Origin of the sequence: Pseudomonas sp. NFPP12 (assembly GCF_900103205.1) — a bacterium.
Classification (GTDB): Bacteria; Pseudomonadota; Gammaproteobacteria; order Pseudomonadales; family Pseudomonadaceae; genus Aquipseudomonas; species Aquipseudomonas protegens.
Map to the genome: position 1 here is coordinate 436,225 of NZ_FMWW01000002.1, position 21,408 is coordinate 457,632.

The window sequence follows — 21,408 nt, forward strand, 5'->3', positions numbered from 1 at the left end:
CCCGAGCCGCCCGGGTGACGGCTCGGGGGCACGCATCAGCCCTGCGTGGTCGACAGCAGGCTGCGCACCGCCTGGATTTCCGGCAAGTCGCTGCGGCGCATGTATACCCGCAGCGGCTCGCTGATATTGATCCGGTCGTCGATGTTCTGATCCAGCAGCAGCTGGATCTGCTCGCGCTTGAGGCTCATGGCCTGGTCCGACACCGGCGCCCAGACAAACTCGTGGGCCGGCACGATGGCGTCGGCGGCCACGTCCATGCCAAAGGAGTCTTCGCTGAAGCGCACGATATAGCGACCGGTCTTGCGATTGAAACCGACAAAGCCCTTGAGCTGGTCGGCAGCCTGACAGATGAGTTCGGAGGTGATGCTCATGGTAAACCTCACTAGAGTCCCGCAGGACAGGTGATCAATGGTCTACACGCGAGGCAAGGGACAGCGGAGTTTTCAGGGCCTCCCTCTGATGGGGAAACTGCAGCGCCCAAGAGTACTGCAAAGCGCCGGAAAAAAGCGCTGAAAAATGCAAATGAGAGGGATTTATGTCGCTCTGGAGATAGCACAAGCGTCATCGAGTTGTTAAAAGATATCCCCTTGCACACGCCCCCACGAAAGGATTTCGAGCATGCCCGCGACCTTCACCCCTTGTGCCCTGATGCTGGGCCTGATGCTCGCTTGCGGACTGGCCCAGGCCTCTGAACAGCCTGACCCGGACGCCCTGGCCGCTCGCCAGGGGATTCCACAGCCAGCGGTGATCGCCCACCGCGGCGCCTCTTTCGATGCCCCCGAATCCACCGCGGCTTCCTACACGCTGGCCCGGGACCTGGGCGCCGACTACCTGGAAATGGACCTGCAACGCAGCAAGGATGGCGTGCTCTTCGCCCTGCACGACAACAACCTGCAACGCACCACCGACGTGGCGCAGAAATTCCCCGAACGCAAGGACAGCCCGGCCAACGCCTTCACCATGGCGGAACTGAAAACCCTCGACGCCGGCAGTTGGTTCAACCAGGCCCACCCCGAGCGGGCGCGGCCGGGCTTTGCCGGGCTGAAGATCCTCACCCTGGATGAAATCATCGACATCGCCCAGGGCAATGCGCAGCACAAGCCCGGGCTGTATATCGAGACCAAGGAACCCCAGCTGTTCCCCGGTATCGAGCACGACCTCAAGGAAAAACTCCAGGACCGTGGCTGGCTGAGCCCGGCCGGTTCCAAGCTGGCGAAAAGCGAACTGGCGGTGGGCCAGGGCAAGGGCAAGGTGGTGCTGCAGACCTTCGACAAGCACAGCCTGGAACTGCTGCACCAGGCAATGCCCAACGTGCCGAAAGTGCTGTTGCTGTGGGTCGCGCCCGGCAGTATCGAACCCGCGTCCGGCCAGAGCTTCGCCAGCAGCGGCGAAACCGACAAGGCCGCGTTCTATGCCCGGCAGCAGCCCAAGGACCAGGCCGAGTTCAAGCGCTGGGTGGATTTCGCCAAGGCCCAGGGTGCCATCGGCACCGGCCCTTCCGCGGCCCTGACCGGCGGTGGCGAGCAGAGCTACTCGGACCTGGTGCAACCCTGGATGAACCAGTACACCCACGACCAGGGCCTGCTGGTGCACGTCTACACCATCGACGAGCCGGTGGACTTCAAGAAGGTCATGGATGCCGGGGTCGATGGCATCTTCACCAACCGCAGTGCCGAACTGCTCAAGTACTTCAAGCGGCCGGCCAGTGCCAGCGTGGCGCAATTGCTGGACGCCAGCGGTTACTGAATGGCGGTTTCGCACTGGCACGGCGAGCTCTGGCTGGGCCGGGATTTCGGCCTGATCCACGGGGCGATGGGGCCAACCGAGCCCCATGCCCACTATGCCCATCAGTTGATCATCGCCCCCGGGCAACCGGTCACGGTGGCGCTCGCGGGCGGGCTGCAGAGCGCTCATTACCTGTTGATCCCGGCCTTGCAGCGCCACGCCATCGTTCAGGCTCCCGAGCAGGCCTTCACGGTGTACGCCGAGCCGCTGCTGATCGCCGTCGAAGACCTGCAAGCATGCGTCAGTGGCGCCGAACCCTCACTGCCCGGCCTGGAAGCGGCGCTGCGCGGTTGCCCGCGCCAGCCCGTTGCCGACCCACGTGTAGCGCGGGCACTGCACGCCGTGGATGCCGCCCTGGAGGGCAAGGTGGCGGCCGCGCAACTGGCGGCCCGGGCCCATGTATCCCTGAGCCAGCTGGAGCGTCTGTTCGCCCGTGACGTCGGCCTGCCGGTAAGGCGCCTGGTGCTCTGGCGCCGCCTGCGCCTGGCCATGGCCCTGGTGCTGGAGGGCCAGACCCACACTGGCGCGGCACACGGCGCCGGGTTCGCCGACAGCGCGCACTTCTCCCGCACCCTGAAGAGCCTGTTCGGCGTCACCGCCAGCCAGGCCCTCAAGCACCTCAAGCCCCGCTTGCTGGCCTGACGCGCCGGCGCAACTGCTCGGGCACCACGGGTTCTGCCCCATAGCGCTGGGCCTTGAACGGCTCCAGCAACTGCGGCCAGTAATCCACCGGGTAGTCGGCACGGCTGCCAATCCCCAGGTCGCCCTGGCGCATGCAATAGTCATCGCGATAAAACGCGGTGCCCAGCAGCCAGTCCCAGAGATTGAAGAACAGCCCGAAGTTCACATCCCCGGCGCGTCCGTACTTCATGTGGTGAAAGCGATGCACCGGCGCCCAGGCGAAGATCCAGCGCAAAGGCCCCAGGCGCATGTCGACATTGGAATGCTGCAACAGCAGCTGGACGGCAATGGCCAGGGCCAGCAACTGCGCCACCGTCAGCGGGATGCCCAGCAACACCAGCGGCAGCAGCCCGGCCGAAGCTTCGATCAACTGGTGCAGGGGATGCTTGAGCAAGCCATTGAAACCGTACATGCGCTGCACACTGTGATGCACCGCATGCAAGCGCCAGAGCCAGGCCAGGCGGTGGCTGGCGTAGTGGGCCAGGGTAATGCCGCAATCGGCGATCACGATGGCCAGCAGCAACTGCCCCCAGAGCGGCCAGCCCTGGGGCCAGAGCCCATCATGGGCCAGCAGCGCAACCAGCCCGGGCAACGCCAGCAGCCCCAGCGCATTGAGGCTTTCATTGACCAGGGCATGCAGGCTGTCGCGCAGCCGGTCGCCTTGGGAACGGTTCCAGCCAGGCTCATAGGGCAAGCACCATTCCGCCAGGAACGACACCCCCAGCGCAGCCCCGAACACCCCCAACAACCCGCTGGCAGACGCCGGCCCAGCACTCATCCACCACACCCCGGCGCCGATGAACCCGGCAAACACCAAGGGTGCGTACAACCATGCAAGCATTCGTTTCATTTGCTGCAGCTCCTGTAGGGAAAACCGCAGCTTGCGACCCGATGCCGGGGCGCGGCTTGAACAAACGACGCAAAGAGTGACCTGAATTAAGGGTGAATTAAGTTGCGTTGGCTAACCTGTGCCCATCGAAACCCATCACCCCAAGGAATCAACCCATGACCAAGTTCTCCGCCCTGTTCGCAGCCGCCGCCCTGACCCTGACCCTGACCGCTGGCCTGGCCCAAGCCGATGTGCGCCCGGACCTGATCCCCGGCCTGCTCAAGTCCGGCGCCATCATGGACCTGGAAAAACTCAACCAGGCCGCCCTCGCCCAGCACCCGGGCACCACCGCCGCCAGCATCACCGACACCGAGCTCGAGCAGACCGCCACTGGCGCCTACGTCTACCAGGTGGAACTGCGCGACAGCAAAGGCATCGAGTGGGACGTGGACCTGGATGCCAAGACCGGCAAGGTCCTGAGCAACAAGCAAGACAAGTAACCCCCCGCCCCTACAAGGCCGCGCCCCGCTTCGGGAGCGCGGCCTTGTGCGTTGGGGCGTGCGGATCAGTCAGGCACTGGTGCTGACCAGGGAGCCCGCAGTACTGCTCTGGGATTGCTGCAGGGCCTGGAACAAGGCCGCGGTGGCGGTCTGCAACGAAGCGCTGGTGCTGGCCACCTGAGCCTGGGCTGCCGCTACTTGCGCGGCCTTGGCATCGGCACTTTCCTGCTGGCTCTGCGCGGCCTGCAACTGCTGCTGTTGCTCCTGCAATTGCTTTTGCAGTTCAGCGATCTGCTTGCGCAACTGCTTGACCGAGTCGCTGCTGGAATCATCGCTGCTGGAACTGCCGCCGGCCGCGCCAGCACCCGTGGCCGGCGCCTTGGTCGCGTCGCTGGCAGCAGTGGTACTGGCGGTGGAGGTCGCTGAAGTGTCGCTGTCCGAACTGCCGGCGATGCGGGTCTTGCTCGGGCTGACCTGGGTCTGGTTGATCGCGATGGAAGTGATGCTGGCCATGGTGTGAGTCCTGTCGGGTGTGAAGATACCCGGTCATCGACACCCGCCCCGGCCACTTGAGAGTGGTCGTGTATCGGCCTGGTAAGCAGGCCGATACACCCCGGCCGACCTCAGGCGCTCAAGCGCGCCGTGACCTCGCTCAACTGCCCCGACAGGCCGTGCAGATTGCGGCTCGCCGCCTCGGTGCGCTGCACGTTGTCCAGATTGGTACTGGCGATGGACGTGATCTCGGTGAGGTTGCGGGAAATGTCCTCGGCCACCGACGTCTGCTCCTCGGCGGCGGTCGCGATCTGCCGGTTCATGTCGCGAATCGCTTCCACCGCTTCGGTGATGCGCTCGAGCATGGCCCCGGCCTCGGTCACCTGCTGCACGCTCTGCTCGCTGCGGGACTGGCCGCTCTCGATGGCCTGGGCCGCATCCACGGCCCCGGTCTGCACGCTCTGGATGATCTGGTTGATCTCGGTGATCGAGGCCGCGGTGCGCTGCGCCAGGCTGCGCACTTCATCGGCGACCACGGCAAAACCGCGCCCGGCCTCACCGGCCCGGGCCGCTTCGATGGCCGCGTTGAGGGCCAGCAGGTTGGTCTGTTCGGCAATGCCCTGGATCACTTCCAGGACCTTGCCGATGCGCCCGCTGTCGGCCTCCAGCCGGCGGATCACGGTGGCGGTGTTGGCAATCTCGCCACGCATCTGGGTGATGCTGTGGATGGTCTGCTGCATCACCTGTTCGCCCTGCTGCGCCGACTGGTCGGCATCGTCTGCGGCACGGGCGGCGTCGGCGGCGTGGCGCGCCACTTCCTGGGCGGTGGCGGACATCTCGTTCATCGCCGTGGCCACCTGGTCCGTGCGGTTGAACTGCTCGTTGGTGCCCTGGGACATCAGGGTGGCGATGGAGTTGAGCTCGCCGCTGGAACTGTCCAGGTCCGAGGCACTGCGCTGCAAGCTGGCGAAGGTCTGGGCCAGGAAATCCCGCAGGGTGTTGGCGGCCATCGCCAGCTTGCCCAGTTCATCCTGACGCTCGCTGGCCACCCGCTGGGCCAGTTGGCCGCGGCTGAGCTGGGCGACATAGTCGATCAACTGACGGATCGGCTGCACCAGGCTGCGATTGACCAGCCACAGGCTGAGCAGGCCGATCAGCAAACCGGAAGCCAGCATCACCAGAATACCCAGCCACACCGTGCGGTCGGCCGCTGCACTGATCTCGGCGGACTGCCGGTCGCCGTGCTGGCGCAGCTCGGTCACCAGTTCGCCCATCTGCTCGCTGGTGGCCCGGTCCACGCCCTTGACCGCGGCATCGCCGGCACTCGGATCGGCACCGCCGGCCACATAGGCATCGCGGCCCTTCTGGTAGGCCGAACCCAACTGCCGGTGCTCATCCGCCAGGCGCTGCACCCGGCTCTTGAGGGAGGCGTCCAGCCCGGGGGTCTGCACCAGCTGGCCGAGGATGTTCTGCACATCGCGCTGGCGGTCTTCAAACTGCTGCCAGTACTTGTTCAACTCCTGGGGCTGCTTGCCCCGCAACAATACGTTCTTCCACTCCTGTACCTGGCTCTTGAACTGCAGGTTGGCCTCGTCGATCAACTGCGAACTGCGCAGCGGACCTTCAATCAGCTCGCGGTAGCTCTGCACGCCACCGGACAGCAAATGAAAACTCGCCAGGGCGATCAACAACATCGCCAGCAGGCTACCGCTCAGCAGGGCAAGGATTTGCGCTCTCAGGGATTTTTGCAAAAACATCGAGGAGATCTCATGGCAGGGATAGAGCAGGCCCGATGAAGGCATGCGTAGTGCCGAACATCCCTGTAAGGCGCATTCGAGAGGGGTCGAATGAGTGCAGCGTAGGTGTGTGATCGGCCTGCGCAAGACAATCTTGAGTGCCGCCGACCATCGGTATGACGGGCTCTATCATGCACTTCAAAACGTCACAAAAATGTCAAAAAGCCTTGCCATGATGGGGCTCAAGTGAACCTGAGAAACCCGCGCCAGGCACTGTCCCTCCTGCGAGACTCCATGAACCACAGCATCGACCAGAGTCACCGTGATTCCGATCTGTTCGGCCTGCTCTACGGTTTCAGCTTTCGCCCCGGCGAACGGGGCCGCGAACTGGACTCGGCCAAGGCCCTGCAAGCCCTGCAACACCCCGAGGACAGCGAGGAGTTCCTCTGGCTGCACCTGAACCTGGCTCACGCCGCGTGCGAGCGCTGGATGAAGTCCCACCTGCAATTGCCCGACGAATTCTTCGAGGCCCTGCACGAAGGCTCGCGCTCGACCCGCATCGAACAGGTGGATTCGGCCCTGCTGGCGGTGGTCAACGACGTGGTGTTCAACTTCGGCAGCATGGTTTCCTCGGACATCTCCACCCTCTGGGTCTGCGCCCGCAGCCGCCTGATCGTCAGCGCCCGCCTGCAGCCGCTGCACTCGGTGGACAAGCTGCGCTCCTCGGTCAAGGCCGGAGAACGCTTTCGCTCGCCCCTGGAACTGCTGGTGCACCTGCTACGGGACCAGGGCGAAGTGCTGACCCAGATCGTGCGCCGGACCAGCCTCAGCGTGGATCAGATCGAGGACCAGTTGCTGGCAGCCCGGGTCTCCACCAACCGTGCCGAACTGGGGGCCATGCGCCGGGTGCTGGTGCGCCTGCAACGGCTGCTGGCCCTGGAGCCGGGCTCGCTGCTGCGCCTGCTCAACCGCCCGCCGCAATGGTTGCAAAAGGAAGACGTCAAGGAGCTGCGCAAGTCCACCGAAGAGTTCGCCCTGATCATCAACGACCTCACCGCCCTGGGGGAGCGGATCAAGCTGCTGCAGGAAGAGATCGCCGCCAACCTCAACGAACAGACCAACCGCACCCTGTTCACCCTGACGGTGGTCACGGTGCTGGCGTTGCCGATCAACATCATCGCCGGTTTCTTTGGCATGAACGTCGGTGGCATTCCGTTCTCCGGCGACCCGGAGGGCTTCTGGATCCTGGTAGCGCTGGTGGCCACCTTCACCGTGATCGCCGGGCGCTGGGCCTTCCGCAAGCGCCAGGACTACTGACCCCGCCTTGTAGGAGCAGGCTTGCCGGCGAAGGTGTCCGCCAAGGCAGGTGCTTGGCTTGAGGGCCTCTTCGCCGGCAAGCCGGCTCCTGCGGGATGAGCGGGATGGAGGGATGGTCGTGCGTGATCGATCTGATCAACGGAACGGCTCAATTGCGTAAACCATGACCTGAGGCAGCCTCCCTGTAACATTCAGCAACGATCATGGGCAGCACTCCTTCTCGCCACAGGATTGTCCAGCAATGGCCACCCCGTCCCTGACTGCCGCTTCGTCCAACCTCGACAGCAAACCGCAACTGGATAAAAAGCCCGGCCCCTTCACCCTCGTCGCCTTCTTCGCGGTGCTGGCCATGGGCTTGCTGTTCACCGCCTACAGCCTGGTGCACGACATGCACGAGCTGGGCACCACGGTCACCACCTGGACCCCGTTCCTGCTCCTGGGCGTGGCGTTGCTGATCGCCCTGGGCTTCGAGTTCGTCAACGGTTTCCATGACACCGCCAACGCCGTGGCCACGGTGATCTACACCCACTCGCTGCCGCCGCAGTTCGCGGTGGTCTGGTCCGGCCTGTTCAACTTCCTCGGCGTACTGCTGTCCAGCGGCGCGGTGGCTTTCGGCATCATCGCCCTGCTGCCGGTGGAACTGATCCTGCAGGTGGGTTCCTCCGCCGGTTTCGCGATGATCTTCGCCCTGCTGATCGCCGCCATCCTATGGAACCTCGGCACCTGGTGGCTGGGCCTGCCGGCTTCGTCTTCCCACACCCTGATCGGCTCGATCATCGGTGTCGGCGTGGCCAATGCCCTGATGCATGGCCGCGACGGCACCAGCGGCGTGGACTGGGGCCAGGCCACCAAGGTCGGCTACGCCCTGCTGTTCTCGCCCCTGATCGGCTTCGTGTTCGCCGCCCTGCTGCTGTTGGCCCTGCGCCTGTTCGTCAAGAACCGTGCCCTGTACAAGGCACCCAAGGGCGACGCACCGCCGCCCTGGTGGATTCGCGGGCTGCTGATCCTGACCTGCACCGGCGTGTCCTTCGCCCACGGTTCCAACGACGGCCAGAAAGGCATGGGCCTGATCATGCTGATCCTGGTGGGCACCCTGCCCATGGCCTACGCCTTGAACCGCACCATGCCCGCCGACCAGTCGCTGCAATTCGCCGCGGTGGCCGAAGTCACCCAACAGGCCCTGGTGAAGAGTGCCCCGCAACCGGCGCCGGCCGATTCCCGCGCGGTGCTCTCGGAGTACATGCGCAGCAAGGAAGCGACACCGGAACTGATCCCCGCGCTGGCCGCCCTGACCGGCGCCATCGGCACTGAAGTGAAGGGCTACGGTTCGCTGGCCAAGGTGCCCGCCGAAGCCATGGGCAACGTGCGCAACGACATGTACCTGACCAGCGAGGCGATCCGCCTGATGGACAAGAATCAGGTAGGCCACTTCGACCAGGACACCCGGGACAAACTGCAACTGTTCAAGCAACAGATCGACAACGCCACGCGCTTCATTCCGCTGTGGGTGAAGATCGCCGTGGCCATCGCCCTTGGCCTGGGCACCATGGTGGGCTGGAAGCGCATCGTGGTCACCGTTGGCGAAAAGATCGGCAAGACCCACCTGACCTACGCCCAGGGCGCCTCGGCGGAAACCGTGGCGATGCTGACCATCGGCGCGGCGGACATGTTCGGCCTGCCGGTGTCCACCACCCACGTGCTGTCCTCGGGGGTGGCCGGGACCATGGTGGCCAATGGCGGCGGCTTGCAGATGCGCACCATCCGCAACCTGGCCATGGCCTGGGTGCTGACCCTGCCGGCGGCGATCCTGCTGTCCGGCAGCCTGTACTGGTTGTTCACTCAGCTCTTCTGAGGGGGCTTGCCTCCCCCCTCTGTAGCCGCTGCCGAGCCTGCGAGGCTGCGAAAAGGCCCGCGGGGATCCCTCGCCAAACCTGCAGCAACCTCAGGCTCCCAGCGGCTACACGAGCAAGAAGGTCAGGAAGGAAACAACTTGCTCAGGCAACTGAGCTTTTTCTTGTAGGAACGCCGGGCCTCCAGCGCTTCTTCCAGGGTCACCGCGACAAAACGGGCCTTCTGGTTGGGCTGCATCTGGCCGATCAGGTCGAGGTCGGCGCTGATCACCGTGCCGATCATCGCGTAGCCACCACCGGACACCGCGTCCCGGTGCAGGACGATGGGTTCGAGCCCCGCCGGCACCTGGATCGAACCGATGGGATAGCAGCTGTCGACGATGTTCGACGGATCGGAACCGGCGCCGAACGGCTGCTCCCGGGGCTGGAAGCTCAAGGCGCTGCCGCCCTTGAAGCGATAGCCGATGCGGTCCGCCTCCGAGCCCACGGTCCAGGGTTCGGCGAAGAAGCTGGCCTTGGCCGCCTCGCTCAAGCGCTCGTAGTACAGACCCGGCACCACCCGCAGGGTGATTTCGCCCCCCAGGGACTGGCGCAGCGCCATGGGCAAGCTGGCACCGGGACGGCTTTTGCCGCTGGCGACGCCCACCGGCAGCTCATCACCCGCCACCAGGCGCCGGCCCTGGAAACCACCCAGGGTACCCAAGGCGTAAGTCGAGCGGCTGCCCAGCACCAGCGGCACATCGATGCCACCGGCCACCGCCAGATACGCCCGGGCCCCGGCCTTGGGAAAGTCGAAACGCAGCACTTGCCCGGCCTTGACCGCAAAGGCGGTGTCCAGGTGCATGTCCACGCCATCGAGCTTGGGGGGCATGTGGGCACCGCAGACCGCCACCAGGGCATCGGCGCTGAACGCAAGCTCAGGGCCGAGCAAGGTGCACTCCAGCCCCGCTGCCCCCGCCGGGTTGCCCACCAGCTGGTTGGCGGCGCTCAGGGCGTACTGGTCCAGGGCCCCGGACGGCGGAATCCCCAGGTGATAGAAACCTTCGCGACCCAGGTCCTGTACCGATGTGGCCAGGCCCGGTTTGATGACCTTGATCATGCCAGCACCTCCTGCAGCGACGTGGGATAGCCGACCGGGTCGGCGAGAAAGGCATCCAGGGAAAACTCCACCTCGCGGATGCGCAAGTCGAAACGCCCGGCCTCGACCTCGGCCACGGCAAGGTCATAGGCCTGGCGGTCAATGGGCTTGAACTGCACGATGTCCCCCGGACGGAAGAACACCATGTGCTGCTTGAGGTAGGCCAACTGTTGCTGCGGGTCGTAGATCGGCGCCGGGGTGACGCCGAACATCTGGTAGCCGCCGGCACCGCGCACCGAGTAGATGCAGCCGAAACAGCCGCCATGGCCCAGGGTCAGTTTGGGCGTATCGGTGCGCGGCCGCAGGTACTTGGGCACCTGCAGTTGCCGTTCACGTTCGACCATCTGGAACATGAACGGCAGGCCCGCCACAAAGCCCACCATGGAGACGAACCAGGGCGCGCCGCTGTGGGCGGCGATAAAGGCTTCGACATCCGCCAGGCCGTTGATCCGCGCCGCGTACTCAAGATCGGTGGCGCTGGGGTCCTGGTGCCGGTCGCGAAAACGCATCAGGGTTTCATGGGTCCAGGGGTCGTTGTAGAGCACCGGGATCTCGATGATCCGGGTATGCAGGCTGCGCTCGGCCACCGCGCAGGCCTCGGCCTGCTGCACCGCCTCCAGCAGATCCTGCGGGGCGATGCGGTCCGGGTCGAAGCGGATCTGGAACGAAGCATTGGCCAGGCACACATCCAGCACGCCATCCAATTCCAGGCGCTCCACCGCGCGGGTCACCGCCATGCCCTTGAAGAAGGCTTCCAGGGACATGCTGTCGCTGACTTCGGCGAACAGGTGCTCGTCGGCACCAAAGCTGTAGCGGATAGGCAGGTTCATGCGACACCTCCGGCGCGGCGCTCGGCCAGCCAGGTTTCCAGGGTTCCGGTGTGAAAGTCGGCCTGCTCCAGCCAAGGTTCGGCCAGCAGTTCACGGTGCAGCGACAAGGTACTGGCCATGCCGGTCAGGGTGGTGTGCTCCACGGCAATCCGCGCCCGGGCCAGGGCTTCGCCACGGTCACGGCCATGGACGATCAGCTTGGCCAGCAGCGAGTCGTAGTAAGGCGGCACAGCATAGCCCGGGTACAGGTGGCTATCGACTCGCACCCCTGCGCCTTGCGGCCAGATCAACTGCTCGACCTTGCCCGGGCTGGGGAAGAAATCCCGCGCCGGATCTTCGGCGTTCAGGCGCATCTGCAAGGCCGCGCCGTTAAGCCGGATATCACTCTGGCGCAGGCCCAGGGGCTCGCCCCCGGCAATACGCAGCATGGCCTGGACCAGATCGATACCGGTGATCAGCTCGCTGATGGGGTGCTCCACCTGGATCCGCGTGTTCATCTCGATAAAGAAGAACTCGCCGGTGCTGTCGTCGTAGAGGTATTCCAGAGTGCCCGCGCCCTGGTAGCCCAGGGCTTGGGTCAGGCGCACGGCACTGCTGCACAACTGCTCACGCTGCTCGGCACTGAGCACCGGCGAAGGCGCTTCCTCGAAGATCTTCTGCCGGCGCCGTTGCAGCGAACACTCGCGCTCGAACAGATGCACCGCGTGTTTGCCATCGCCCAGCACCTGGACTTCGATATGCCGGGCACGGCCAATGAAACGCTCCAGGTACACCGCGCCATTGCCGAACGCGGTCTGGGCTTCGCGTTGCGCCCTAGGGAATTCCTCGGCCAATTGCGCCGCGTCCCGGGCCAGGCGAATCCCGCGCCCGCCACCGCCGGCACTGGCCTTGATCAACAGCGGAAAGCCCACGACTTCAGCGGCCGCCAGCGCACTGTCCAGGTCGAAGAGTTCTCCTGGGGAGCCCGGTACCACCGGCACTCCCGCCGCCTGCGCAGTGCGCCGGGCTTCGGCCTTGTCACCCATGCGGCGGATGGTTTCGGCACTGGGACCGACGAAGATCGCCCCGGCCTCGACCACCGCCTCGGCGAAGTCGGCATTCTCGGAAAGAAAGCCATAGCCCGGATGTACCGCGTTGGCACCGCTGGCCTGCAAGGCACCGAGTAGGGCCTGGACATTCAGGTAGCTCTTGTCGGCCCGCGCCGGGCCGATGATCTGCACTTCATCGGCCATACGTGCGGCCATGGAATCGGCATCCGCCTCGCTGCACGCGGCAACGGTGGGAATCCCCAGGGCCTTGGCCGCGCGAATGATGCGCACGGCAATCTCGCCACGGTTGGCCACCAGCAATTTGTTGATTGATCCAGTCATGCCCCGGCCCTCACTGTTCGAGCGTCGCGACGACCTGACCCGGTTCCACCGGATCACCGTCTTCCACCAGAAAGGCGCTGACTTGACCCGCGCTCCCGGCGGTCAGTTCGGAAAACTGCTTCATGACTTCGATCAGGCCGATCACGGTTTCGGCGCTGACGCTGTCGCCGACCTCGACGAAAGGCGCCGACTCCGGGGTGGCCTTGCGATAAAAGGTGCCCGGCAAGGGGGTGATAACACTGTATTCGGCCATGTCTGTTCCTTTTGGAATAGTTGTAGAAAGGCAGGCAAAAAAAACAAAACCAGATGAACCCCGCGTCTGTGCGCGGTGCTTCGTGTCGATGCGCCTCAACGCGGTGCGCGGACCTCGATACCGGCCTGATCCAGCGCCGTTCGGGTGGCCTGCACCAGGTCCAGGGCGCCGGGGGTGTCGCTGTGCAGGCAGATGGAATCGAATTCGAGAAACAGCTCCTCGCCTTCGACGGTGCGTACCAGGCCGGTCTGGCAGGCGCGCAGCACCTTGGCCGCCACGGCTGCCGGGTCCAGGGCGCGGACGTTGCGGGTAAACACGATGGAGCCGCTGAGGTCGTAGTCGCGGTCGGCGTAGAACTCGCGGATCACCGGCTGCCCCAGTTCCTGGGCCACGCGCCAGATCACCGAATTGGGCATGCAATACAGCAGCAACTCGGGCTCCAGCCGGCGCAGGTTTTGCACCAGCAGCCGCGCCGCTTCCTCGTCCCGGGCCAGGTGCATGTAGAGCGCACCATGAGGCTTGATGTGCTGCAGCTTCACGCCTTGTACCCGGGCCATTTCCCGCAGGGCGCCAAGCTGATAGAGCATGTCGTCCACCAGCTCCTGGGCCGGGGCATTGATGTGCCGGCGGCCGAAACCCACCAGGTCGCGAAACCCCGGATGGGCGCCGATGGCCACCCCCAGGCGCTTGGCCTGTTCGATGGTGCGGCGCATGGTGCCGGGGTCGCCGGCGTGAAAGCCGGTGGCGATATTGGCCGAGCTGATAAAGCCCATCAGCTCGTTGTCGACGCCATCGCCGATGGTCCACGGGCCGAAGCTTTCGCCCATGTCCGAATTGAAATCCACTGCCTGCATCACTGTTGCTCCAACTCTCGTGACTTCGTGCGACGAAAATTAGAGCGCCCTTGACCCCTTGGGAAGATCTATTATCAGATAGAGCTTGTTCTGAAAAACAGATAAAGCTAGCAGGCAGCGTGATGCGTGACGGCACAGGCGCTTGCACGATCGCTTTCGCCGGCAAGCCGGCTCCTGCAGCGTTAGAGGGGAATGGGCCGTGTCGTTGACCTTGCGCCAGGTGCGCTATTTCGTTGCTACCGCCGAGATCGGGCAGATTTCCCAGGCGGCGCTGCACTTGAATATTTCCCAGTCGGCGGTGACCACGGCGATCAAGGAGCTGGAGGCGATGCTCGCCGTGCAGCTGTTCGTGCGCTCGGCCCAGGGCATGAACCTGACCGATGCCGGGCGGCATTTTCTCAACCGCGCCTACGTGATCCTGCGCAGCGTCGAAGATGCCCTGAACAGCCCGTTGCCGGACTATCGGGCCAGCGGCGTATTGCACCTGGCGGCCAGCTACACGGTGATCGGCTACTTCCTGCCGCACCACCTGCAGCGCCTGCAGCACTGGCACCCGGACGTCACCATCGAGCTCCATGAACAGGAACGCCAGGCCATCGAGCAAGGCTTGCTGGAAGGCCGCTTCGACATGGCAGTGGTACTCACCGCCAACCTGACGCACCCTGACATCGTCTCGCAGACCCTGTTCAACTCCGAGCGCCGGCTGTGGCTGCCGGCCCACCATCCGCTGTGCGAGCGCAGCAGCATCAGCCTGGCGGACGTGGCCGAGGAGCCGTTCATCCTGCTCACCGTCGACGAAGCCGAGCAAAGCGCCATGCGTTATTGGGAACAGGCCGGCCAGCAGCCCCGGGTGCGGGTGCGCACCAGCTCGGTGGAAGCGGTGCGCAGCATGGTGGCCAACGGCAGCGGCGTGGCGATCCTCTCGGATCTGGTGCACCGGCCCTGGTCACTGGAAGGCAAGCGTATCGAGACCCTGAGCCTGAGCGATGCGGTCACGCCCATGAGCGTGGGGCTGGCCTGGCACCGCGAGCGTACCTTCACCCCGGCCATGCAGGCCCTGCGCGATTATTTCCACGACGCCTTCCTGGCGCCCCAGCAACTGAGCGCCCGGCGCTGAACACCTTGCTTGGCGATCTCTTGCCGAACCTCCAGCGGCCTCAAGATCCACGCGTCTCCTACGGAGACGTTCGCAGCCTGCGGCAGCGGCTACACAAACCTAATCAGGGGCAGGTCCAGCTACGCGCCGCGCCCGCAATCTGCCCGGCCAACTGGGCGATGGCCTGCTGGTGGGCCTGCACCAGGCTGTTCAGTTCCACACCCGCCGGCTGGCGGATCTGGCTGCTGCAGGTCAGGCTGCGGGCCGGGCCGCCCTCACCCCGCTGGCGCAGGCTCCAGACCACATCGATCAGTGCATAGCGCCCGGGCAGGGACTCGAAGCGCCGCACATCGGTCTGCAACGACAGCACCGGGCGCCCGGGCTGCTTGGGCAGGCCTTCAAGGTTGCGGGTACCCAGCTTCTGCTCCATCTGGCTGGCCAGGGCGTCGTGGAACTCATCCACCAGCGGCGCGCTCCAGCGCTGGGTTTCGAGGATCGCCAGGGTGCCGCTGTCCTGGCGCACCACCAGTTGCGGCTGGTCCACCTGGACCGGAATCCGCACCGTGGACATTTCGAACTGCGGGCCCCCGGTGCGGGCCGCGCTGCTGCCTTCGGCCACCGGTGGCAGCAGGGTGTAGTAATGGGTGGGCGCGGAGCTGCAGGCGGCAAGTCCCAGGGTCAGGCAGAGCAACAGGGCACGGGTTTTCATGGCTGGGCTTCCGGTACGGATTCGCGAACAGAGGAGGATGGCGACTGGTAGGCATCCGGTTGATTGTCTTTGAGGCGCCCGCGGATCAGCGCTTCAGGATGACGCCCGAGGAAATCGCTGAGCACCCGCACCGAACGCGCGGTGCGCTGCACTTCCTCCATGGCCTGGCCGAGTTTCTGCCGCTGCGGCGAGTCTTCGGAGAAACTCTCGTTGGCGCTGGCCAGGGTCTTCTTGGATTGCTCCAGGGTGTCGCGCATCTGTGGCAGCACTTCGCCGTTGACCTGTTTGAGGGTCTTCTGCATCTCCGCCAGGCTGCCATTGAGGTTGGCGGCAATGGAGTCGATCGGCAGCTTGCTGATCTTGTCCACCACGGCCTGCAACTGCTCCTGCAACTTGTCCATGCTGCCAGGCACAGTGGGAATCTCCAGGGGCCGTGCGGTAGCGTCATAGGCCACCGGCTTGGCGTTGGTGACAAAGTCCAGGGAGATGTACAGCTGGCCGGTCAGCAGGTTGCCGCTGCGGGGCTGGGCGCGCAGGCCGTTCTTGACGAAGGCGCCGATCAGTTTCGCCGAGCGGGCATCGTCTTCGCCGCCGGTCTGCTTCACCAGCTTTTCGTGGGCCTTGCCCAGCCGCTCGGGGTAGATCACCGCGCCGACCAGGGTCGGGAAATACTTGCGCTGCTCGTCGTAGTCCAGGTCCATGGACACCACCTTGCCGATGTTCACCCCGAGGAACTCCACCGGGGCATTCACCGACAGGCCGCGCAAGGCCTGGTCGAAGCGCATGCGAATGTAATAGGGCGCGCCGTCGGGCGGCGCCAGGGCGGTGTCCTGGTCGCCGAACAGGGTGTACTCGGCGTTCTCGTCAGCCGGCTTGGCATTGGGGCTGTACTTGGGTTCGACGAAGGCAATGCCGCCGGCGAGGATCGACGACACCGACTCGGTGTTGACCTTCAAACCGTTGGCGCCGAGGGTCACGTCGACGCCGCTGGCGTTCCAGAAACGGGTGTCGGTGGTGACGTACTTATCGTTGGGCGAATTGACGAAGATCTTCACGTCCACGCCCTTGCCGCTGTTGGCCAACTGGTAGGACACCACCTGCCCCACCTCGATGCGCCGGTAATAGACCGGCGAGCCGATGTCCAGCGAGCCGAGGTCGTCGGTGTGCAGGGTAAAGCGCTTGCCCTTCTGCCCATAGGTGATGGGCGGCGGGGTTTCCAGGCCCTTGAAGCTGTCCTTGCGTTTTTCCGACTTGCCGGCATCGGCGCCGATAAAGGCCCCGGAAAGCAGGGTGTCGACCCCGGAAATGCCATTGGCGCCGATTCGCGGGCGCACCACCCAGAACAGCGAATCGTCGGCGGTGAAGGGTTCGGCGGACTGGTCCAGCTCGACCTTGGCCACCACCTTCTTGCGGTCGTCGCTCAGGGCGATGGAGGTCACCTTGCCGATCACCACGTTCTTGTACTTGACCTGGGTCTTGTTGGCTTCCAGGCCTTCGGCGGTCTGGAAGCTGATGCTGATTTCCGGCCCCGCCGAGAGTGAGTTGTGCACCACCATCGACAGCCCCACCAGGGCCGCGACAATCGGCACCAGCCACACCAGCGAGACATTGAAACGCCGCGTGCGCAGCGCCGGAGCGCCAGGAACGGGCGGGGGATTTGCTGCGTTGGAACCTGGATGATCAGACATCTTCAACCTCTGCGTCCCAGATAAGCCGGGGATCGAAACTCATGGCCGCCAACATCGTCAGCACCACCACCAAACCAAAAAACAGAATACCCATGCGCGGGTCGATCGAACTCAGGGCGCGAAACTGCACCAGGGCCGCCACCAGGGCCACCACCAGCACGTCGAGCATCGACCAGTAGCCGATCAGCTCGATGAAACGATAGAGCTTGGCCCGCTCGCGCTGGGCCCAGAGGCTGCGGCGCTGGCAGGTCACCAGCAGGGTGCCGAGGACAAAGAACTTGCTGCAGGGCACCACCACGCTGGCGATGAAGATCAGCAGGGCGATGTCCCAGGAACCGTGTTTCCAGAACTCCACCACGCCACTCATGATGGTGTTTTCACTGGCGCTGCCAAAGATGCTGGTGTGCATCACCGGCAGCAGGTTGGCCGGAATGTAGAAGATCAGGCTGGCCAGGAGAAAGGCCCAGGTGCGCGCCAGGCTGTTGGGCTTGCGCGCATGCACCGGCGCATCGCAGCGCGGGCATTGATGCTCGGACGCCTGGCAGACCTGGCCGCAGGTGTGGCACAGCATCAATTGGTGGTCCCGGGCGTAGGGCGGAGCGCTCATCAGTAGCGGCCCTCCAGGTCATCCCAGAGGTAGCGGATGTCCTTGCCGGAAATCAGGATGATCAGCACCGTGAGCATCGCCAGGGCCCATAGCCCCAGCCCCGGGTGCACATCGAGCATCCCCGCCAGCTTGACGATGGCCACCAGGATCCCCAGCAGGCACACCTCCAGCATGCTCCAGGGCCGCAGGTGCTCCAGAGCGCGCATGCTGGCCTTGAAGCCGGGCGCGGCGCGCCCCACATTGGCAAACCCCAGCACCCAGCACAGCAGGATGATCTGCAGGCAGGGCGCGAGAATGATGGTCAGGCCGGTGATCGCGGCAATCAGGCTGATGCGGCCCTGGGCCAGGGCCTCCACCGATTGCCAGAGGGTCGCCTCGTTGCTCAGGCCTTCAAGGCTGATCTTGATCACCGGAAACAGATTGGCGAAGACAAACAACAACCCGGCGGTGATCGACAGGGCCAACAGCTGCTGCACACTCAGCCAACGGGCACGGGCCAGTACCGCGCCACAGCGCGAGCACTGGGCCGTCTGGCCTTTGCCGAGCGGCACGGACTCGTACAACGAATCGCAGTGTTCGCAGATGATCCAGTTGCGGGAAATAGTCATGGCCTTCAGATAGTCAGGAGGACAGCAGGTTCACTGAACGGAACCCGAAGCCGGGTATTTTCTGCAAAAGTAGAGGATGGTGTCTAGTTTTCTCTAGGACTGCACCCCACGCTCTACGCCATAATAGGCGCCCCCGGACATTTCGCTGACCATGACCGAATCCATTCCCTCCCCCGCCGCTCCCCACCGAGCCCCCAAACAGTCCCGTGGCCACGAACGGGTGATGGCGATCCTCGACGCTTGTGCCCGGCTACTGCCCAGCCAGGGGGCGGCGAACCTGACCATGCACGGCATCGCCCGGCTGGCCGGTACCTCCATCGGTTCGCTCTATCATTTTTTCAGTGACAAGCAGCAAGTGCTCGAAGCCCTGGGCCAGCGCCACATCGAAGCCCTGAGCACCATCACCAGCGACCTGCTGGCGGTTGCTCCGCAGGTCTGGACGGGGTCCAGTGGCCGACAAGTGATAGAGCGCATGGTGCTGCCGATCCTCGAATACCTGGAGCAGCACCCCGACCTGCTGCTGATGATCAACCCGGGGTTTGCCATGGGCCAGTTGCAGGCCCCGGACCTGCGCCTGCAGATCAAGAGCGTCTATCGCCAGGTCCTGGCGCTGCGCCTTCCCCAGGCCAGTGCCGCCGAGCGCGAGGCCTACGCCATGGCCATGCTCGGCCTGCCCATCGGCCTGTTCCATCTGGCCCTGGAACACCCCGAGTTCAAGAGCCAGCTGCTGCTCGAAGAAGTGCCGCGGGCGCTGGAAGCCTATCTGGCTGCCATCGAAGGGCGGCACCCGGCACCCTGAAACCGGCTCAGTGAGCCAGGCGCTGTTGCAGCCACTTGTCCCGCAGCACGTCGTAGACCCAGTGATAGACATAGGTGTACGGCAGGAAGAACAGCAGCACGCCGATGTCCAGGATGAACGCCTGCAGCAGGCTGATATTCAGCCACCAGGCAATCATCGGTACGCCCACTGCCACCAGCCCGCCTTCGAACATCAACGCATGCAGGACCCGGGTCCAACCGTTGTGGACCCACTGCAAGCGCTTGAGCAACCGGTCGAACAGGCCGTTGAACACCACGTTCCAGGCCAGGGCCAACAGGCCAATACCGATGGTCACCAGGCCCATGTCGGCCATGGGCTTGTCCATGATCCAGGACAGCAGCGGGGTGCAGATCAGCACCGCCAGCAGTTCAAAACCTACCGCCTGGAAGATGCGTTCGTTAAGGGATTTCTGAAGGCTCATGGCCGGCTCCTTGAATGAATGTGTTGCCGATCTTCCAGGACAAGGCCGATACTTCATAATCAATAACCATCGAGCAGGGCGATAGTTCATGGCCTCACATGAAGTGCTCCTGGCGTTTGTCCAGGCAGCCACCCAAGGTTCCTTTTCCGCTGCCGCGCGCAAGCTGGGCAAGAGCCAGTCCACCATCAGCGCGGCGGTGGCCAGCCTGGAGATCGACCTCGACGTGCAGCTTTTCGACCGTTCCAGCCGCAAGCCCGGCCTCACCCCGGCCGGGCATGTGCTGCTGCAGCGTGCCGAAGCAATCCTGGCTGCCACCAGCCGCCTGGAAATGGCCGCCAGCCAGCTGTCCCAGGGCATTGAGGCGAAACTCACGGTGGCGCTGTCGGACACCTACCAGTCGGATCGCTTCGAAAGCAGCCTGAGCGCCTTCGAGCAGCGTTACCCGGACCTCGAGCTGGAATGCCTGATTGCCGAGTGCGAAGACCTGATCGCCCTGGTGCAGAGCGGCCGGGCGCAGATTGCCTTTGCCGAGATGCAGGCCGACTACCCGGCGGACCTGGAGCACAAGACCATGCAAGAGCGCAGTGAGATTTCCCTCTACGTGGCCTGCAAGCATCCCTTGGCGCAGCAGGCCCGGGTCGATGAGGAAAGCCTGCGCCAGCACCGTGAATTGCGTCTGGCCACCGTGCTCAACCCCTACGACAGCCGCTGCCAGGGCCGGGTCTGGTCGGCCCCCAGCTACCTGATGCTGCTGGAGATGGCCCAGGGCGGCTTTGGCTGGGCGCCCCTGCCGCGCTGGCTGGTGGAAGGTTTTGGCGCGGGCAAGTTGCAGGAGCTGAACGTGCGTGGCTGGCCGCGCACCGTGGCGGTGGACGCGCTCTGGTCGCGCCTGCACCCGCCAGGGCCGGCGGGCAGCTGGTTGCTGGCGCAGATGCTGCAATGACCGCGCTCGTCAGCGCCGCCCGCTAGCCGATTGGCCGCAGGGTGCGCAAGTAGTCATGCAGCGTGCGCAAGGTCGCCGACTCCAGCGCCTGCACGGCGTAGCACAAGCCGATCCGCCGGCTGGGCGCCGGCAGGTGCAAGGCCCGGCTTTCTACCCCCTCGCGGCCCTGCACCAGCGACAGCGGCAGCATCGCCACCCCCAGGCCCGCCGCCACCATGTTCAGCGCCTGCTTCAAGCTCCCGGCATGCCCGGCCTGGGCTTGCACAGCACCGCCATAGAGCGCCATCAGGCGCTGGTGCGAGGCGTGCTCCGGGCAAGTGACCCAGTCCTCCACCCGGGGCTGGGGCTGCTCTTGCTCCAGCAGCCTGTGCCCCACTGGCACCGCCAGCACATAAGGCTCCTCCCATAACGGCAGGAACAATTCGTCCTCGCAGCACAGCTCTTCCACCGCCAGGCGCGCGTCGCCGACACAGCCTTCCTGCAAGGTCAGCAACAGGTTGGGCAACGCCTGCTGGGCCATTCGTACGAAAGCGGAGACCTGGCTGTCGGCAATATCACCTTCTACTCCCAGCTCCAGCGCCAAACGGCTTTCGTCCTGGCGAAACAGACGGCTCAAGCTCTCGGCCTCGGCCACCATGCGCCGGGCCTGGGGATACAGCACCCGCGCCTGCTCGCTGACTTCAACACCCCGTGGCTGGCGCAGGAACAACTGCGCCCCCAACTCGTCCTCAAGCTGTTTGATGGTCACCGACAAGGTCGGCTGGCTAATGCACAAGCGCTGGGCGGCAGCGGTGATGTTGCGCTCCTCGAACACCGCAAGGAAGGCTTTGAGATGGCGGACATCCATAGGAAATACCGATGACAGACAGAGGAATAAGGCA

23 protein-coding genes are annotated in these 21,408 nt (G+C 64.8%); 8 read left to right on the top strand and 15 right to left on the bottom strand.

Annotation, left to right across the window (positions count from 1 at the left end; all coding sequences use genetic code 11):
* Positions 1 to 35 precede the first annotated feature (35 nt).
* Positions 36 to 371, bottom strand: a complete 336-nt coding sequence (locus tag BLS75_RS09575) for a DUF2025 family protein (protein WP_072450725.1) — start codon at positions 369 to 371, stop codon at positions 36 to 38.
* 247 nt (positions 372 to 618) lie between these two features.
* Here BLS75_RS09575 and BLS75_RS09580 point away from each other — a divergent pair, with 247 nt between their 5' ends.
* Together BLS75_RS09580 and BLS75_RS09585 are read left to right on the top strand one after the other, a co-directional pair.
* Positions 619 to 1,746 (top strand): glycerophosphodiester phosphodiesterase, encoded by a 1,128-nt coding sequence (locus BLS75_RS09580; protein WP_011062795.1) that lies wholly within the window; start codon positions 619 to 621, stop codon positions 1,744 to 1,746.
* The gene (locus BLS75_RS09585; protein ID WP_072450726.1) at positions 1,747 to 2,427 is read left to right on the top strand and encodes a helix-turn-helix domain-containing protein; all 681 of its coding nucleotides are present in this window, start codon (positions 1,747 to 1,749) and stop codon (positions 2,425 to 2,427) included.
* Here the strand turns inward: BLS75_RS09585 and BLS75_RS09590 are convergent.
* A complete protein-coding gene (locus BLS75_RS09590; protein WP_072450727.1) occupies positions 2,405 to 3,316 on the bottom strand; it encodes a sterol desaturase family protein in 912 nt (303 codons plus the stop codon). The two genes, BLS75_RS09585 and BLS75_RS09590, sit on opposite strands and share 23 nt — an antisense overlap.
* A 155-nt stretch (positions 3,317 to 3,471) precedes the next feature.
* On the opposite strand from BLS75_RS09590, the gene BLS75_RS09595 reads away from it, so the two are divergent.
* Entirely contained in the window at positions 3,472 to 3,795 is a 324-nt protein-coding gene (locus BLS75_RS09595; protein WP_072450728.1) for a PepSY domain-containing protein, read from the top strand.
* A gap of 69 nt (positions 3,796 to 3,864) precedes the next feature.
* On the opposite strand, the gene BLS75_RS09600 is transcribed toward BLS75_RS09595, so the two are convergent.
* Together BLS75_RS09600 and BLS75_RS09605 are read right to left on the bottom strand one after the other, a co-directional pair.
* Positions 3,865 to 4,308, bottom strand: a complete 444-nt coding sequence (locus tag BLS75_RS09600; protein ID WP_072450729.1) for a hypothetical protein — start codon at positions 4,306 to 4,308, stop codon at positions 3,865 to 3,867.
* Between the two features lie 110 nt (positions 4,309 to 4,418).
* Positions 4,419 to 6,044, bottom strand: coding sequence for a methyl-accepting chemotaxis protein (locus BLS75_RS09605; protein WP_072450730.1), 1,626 nt, complete (start codon positions 6,042 to 6,044; stop codon positions 4,419 to 4,421).
* 273 nt (positions 6,045 to 6,317) lie between these two features.
* On the opposite strand from BLS75_RS09605, the gene BLS75_RS09610 reads away from it, so the two are divergent.
* On the top strand, positions 6,318 to 7,340 hold the full coding sequence (locus BLS75_RS09610) for a transporter (RefSeq protein ID WP_011062801.1): 1,023 nt from the start codon (positions 6,318 to 6,320) through the stop codon (positions 7,338 to 7,340).
* 241 nt (positions 7,341 to 7,581) lie between these two features.
* Positions 7,582 to 9,192: an inorganic phosphate transporter gene (locus BLS75_RS09615; protein WP_015636700.1), complete on the top strand. Its 1,611-nt coding sequence runs from the start codon at positions 7,582 to 7,584 to the stop codon at positions 9,190 to 9,192.
* A 122-nt stretch (positions 9,193 to 9,314) separates the two neighbouring features.
* Here the strand turns inward: BLS75_RS09615 and BLS75_RS09620 are convergent, their stop codons facing one another.
* From BLS75_RS09620 to BLS75_RS09640, 5 genes are all read right to left on the bottom strand, one after another.
* The gene (locus BLS75_RS09620) at positions 9,315 to 10,289 is read right to left on the bottom strand and encodes a 5-oxoprolinase subunit C family protein (protein WP_072450731.1); all 975 of its coding nucleotides are present in this window, start codon (positions 10,287 to 10,289) and stop codon (positions 9,315 to 9,317) included.
* On the bottom strand, positions 10,286 to 11,158 hold the full coding sequence (locus BLS75_RS09625) for a 5-oxoprolinase subunit B family protein (RefSeq protein WP_072450732.1): 873 nt from the start codon (positions 11,156 to 11,158) through the stop codon (positions 10,286 to 10,288). Before BLS75_RS09625 ends, BLS75_RS09620 begins: the two co-directional genes overlap by 4 nt.
* The gene (locus BLS75_RS09630; protein ID WP_072450733.1) at positions 11,155 to 12,528 is read right to left on the bottom strand and encodes an acetyl-CoA carboxylase biotin carboxylase subunit; all 1,374 of its coding nucleotides are present in this window, start codon (positions 12,526 to 12,528) and stop codon (positions 11,155 to 11,157) included. The genes BLS75_RS09625 and BLS75_RS09630 overlap by 4 nt, the downstream gene beginning before the upstream one ends.
* A gap of 10 nt (positions 12,529 to 12,538) precedes the next feature.
* On the bottom strand, positions 12,539 to 12,781 hold the full coding sequence (locus tag BLS75_RS09635; RefSeq protein ID WP_072450734.1) for an acetyl-CoA carboxylase: 243 nt from the start codon (positions 12,779 to 12,781) through the stop codon (positions 12,539 to 12,541).
* Between the two features lie 95 nt (positions 12,782 to 12,876).
* Positions 12,877 to 13,635 (bottom strand): 5-oxoprolinase subunit PxpA, encoded by a 759-nt coding sequence (locus BLS75_RS09640; RefSeq protein ID WP_015636704.1) that lies wholly within the window; start codon positions 13,633 to 13,635, stop codon positions 12,877 to 12,879.
* A 199-nt stretch (positions 13,636 to 13,834) separates the two neighbouring features.
* Between BLS75_RS09640 and BLS75_RS09645 the strand changes: the two genes are divergently transcribed.
* Positions 13,835 to 14,752 (top strand): LysR family transcriptional regulator, encoded by a 918-nt coding sequence (locus tag BLS75_RS09645; protein WP_011062808.1) that lies wholly within the window; start codon positions 13,835 to 13,837, stop codon positions 14,750 to 14,752.
* Positions 14,753 to 14,855: 103 nt separating this feature from the next.
* On the opposite strand, the gene BLS75_RS09650 is transcribed toward BLS75_RS09645, so the two are convergent.
* From BLS75_RS09650 to BLS75_RS09665, 4 genes are read right to left on the bottom strand one after another with little or no spacing between them, the layout of a single operon-like run.
* Positions 14,856 to 15,440 carry a PqiC family protein gene (locus BLS75_RS09650; protein ID WP_072450735.1) on the bottom strand — a complete coding sequence of 195 codons (585 nt, stop codon included), beginning with the start codon at positions 15,438 to 15,440 and terminating at the stop codon, positions 14,856 to 14,858.
* Complete coding sequence (locus BLS75_RS09655; protein ID WP_015636705.1) at positions 15,437 to 17,128, bottom strand: PqiB family protein; 1,692 nt, start codon at positions 17,126 to 17,128, stop codon at positions 15,437 to 15,439. The genes BLS75_RS09650 and BLS75_RS09655 overlap by 4 nt, the downstream gene beginning before the upstream one ends.
* Positions 17,121 to 17,735, bottom strand: a complete 615-nt coding sequence (locus tag BLS75_RS09660; RefSeq protein WP_011062811.1) for a paraquat-inducible protein A — start codon at positions 17,733 to 17,735, stop codon at positions 17,121 to 17,123. Before BLS75_RS09660 ends, BLS75_RS09655 begins: the two co-directional genes overlap by 8 nt.
* Positions 17,735 to 18,343, bottom strand: a complete 609-nt coding sequence (locus BLS75_RS09665) for a paraquat-inducible protein A (RefSeq protein ID WP_015636707.1) — start codon at positions 18,341 to 18,343, stop codon at positions 17,735 to 17,737. Before BLS75_RS09665 ends, BLS75_RS09660 begins: the two co-directional genes overlap by 1 nt.
* 151 nt (positions 18,344 to 18,494) lie before the next feature.
* Here BLS75_RS09665 and BLS75_RS09670 point away from each other — a divergent pair, with 151 nt between their 5' ends.
* Positions 18,495 to 19,142, top strand: coding sequence for a TetR/AcrR family transcriptional regulator (locus BLS75_RS09670; protein ID WP_072450736.1), 648 nt, complete (start codon positions 18,495 to 18,497; stop codon positions 19,140 to 19,142).
* Positions 19,143 to 19,149: 7 nt separating this feature from the next.
* On the opposite strand, the gene BLS75_RS09675 is transcribed toward BLS75_RS09670, so the two are convergent.
* On the bottom strand, positions 19,150 to 19,584 hold the full coding sequence (locus tag BLS75_RS09675) for a multidrug/biocide efflux PACE transporter (RefSeq protein ID WP_011062813.1): 435 nt from the start codon (positions 19,582 to 19,584) through the stop codon (positions 19,150 to 19,152).
* Positions 19,585 to 19,672: 88 nt separating this feature from the next.
* Between BLS75_RS09675 and BLS75_RS09680 the strand changes: the two genes are divergently transcribed.
* On the top strand, positions 19,673 to 20,527 hold the full coding sequence (locus BLS75_RS09680) for a LysR family transcriptional regulator (protein WP_015636709.1): 855 nt from the start codon (positions 19,673 to 19,675) through the stop codon (positions 20,525 to 20,527).
* A 22-nt stretch (positions 20,528 to 20,549) separates the two neighbouring features.
* On the opposite strand, the gene BLS75_RS09685 is transcribed toward BLS75_RS09680, so the two are convergent.
* Positions 20,550 to 21,374, bottom strand: a complete 825-nt coding sequence (locus tag BLS75_RS09685; protein WP_011062815.1) for a LysR family transcriptional regulator — start codon at positions 21,372 to 21,374, stop codon at positions 20,550 to 20,552.
* Positions 21,375 to 21,408: the final 34 nt, after the last annotated feature.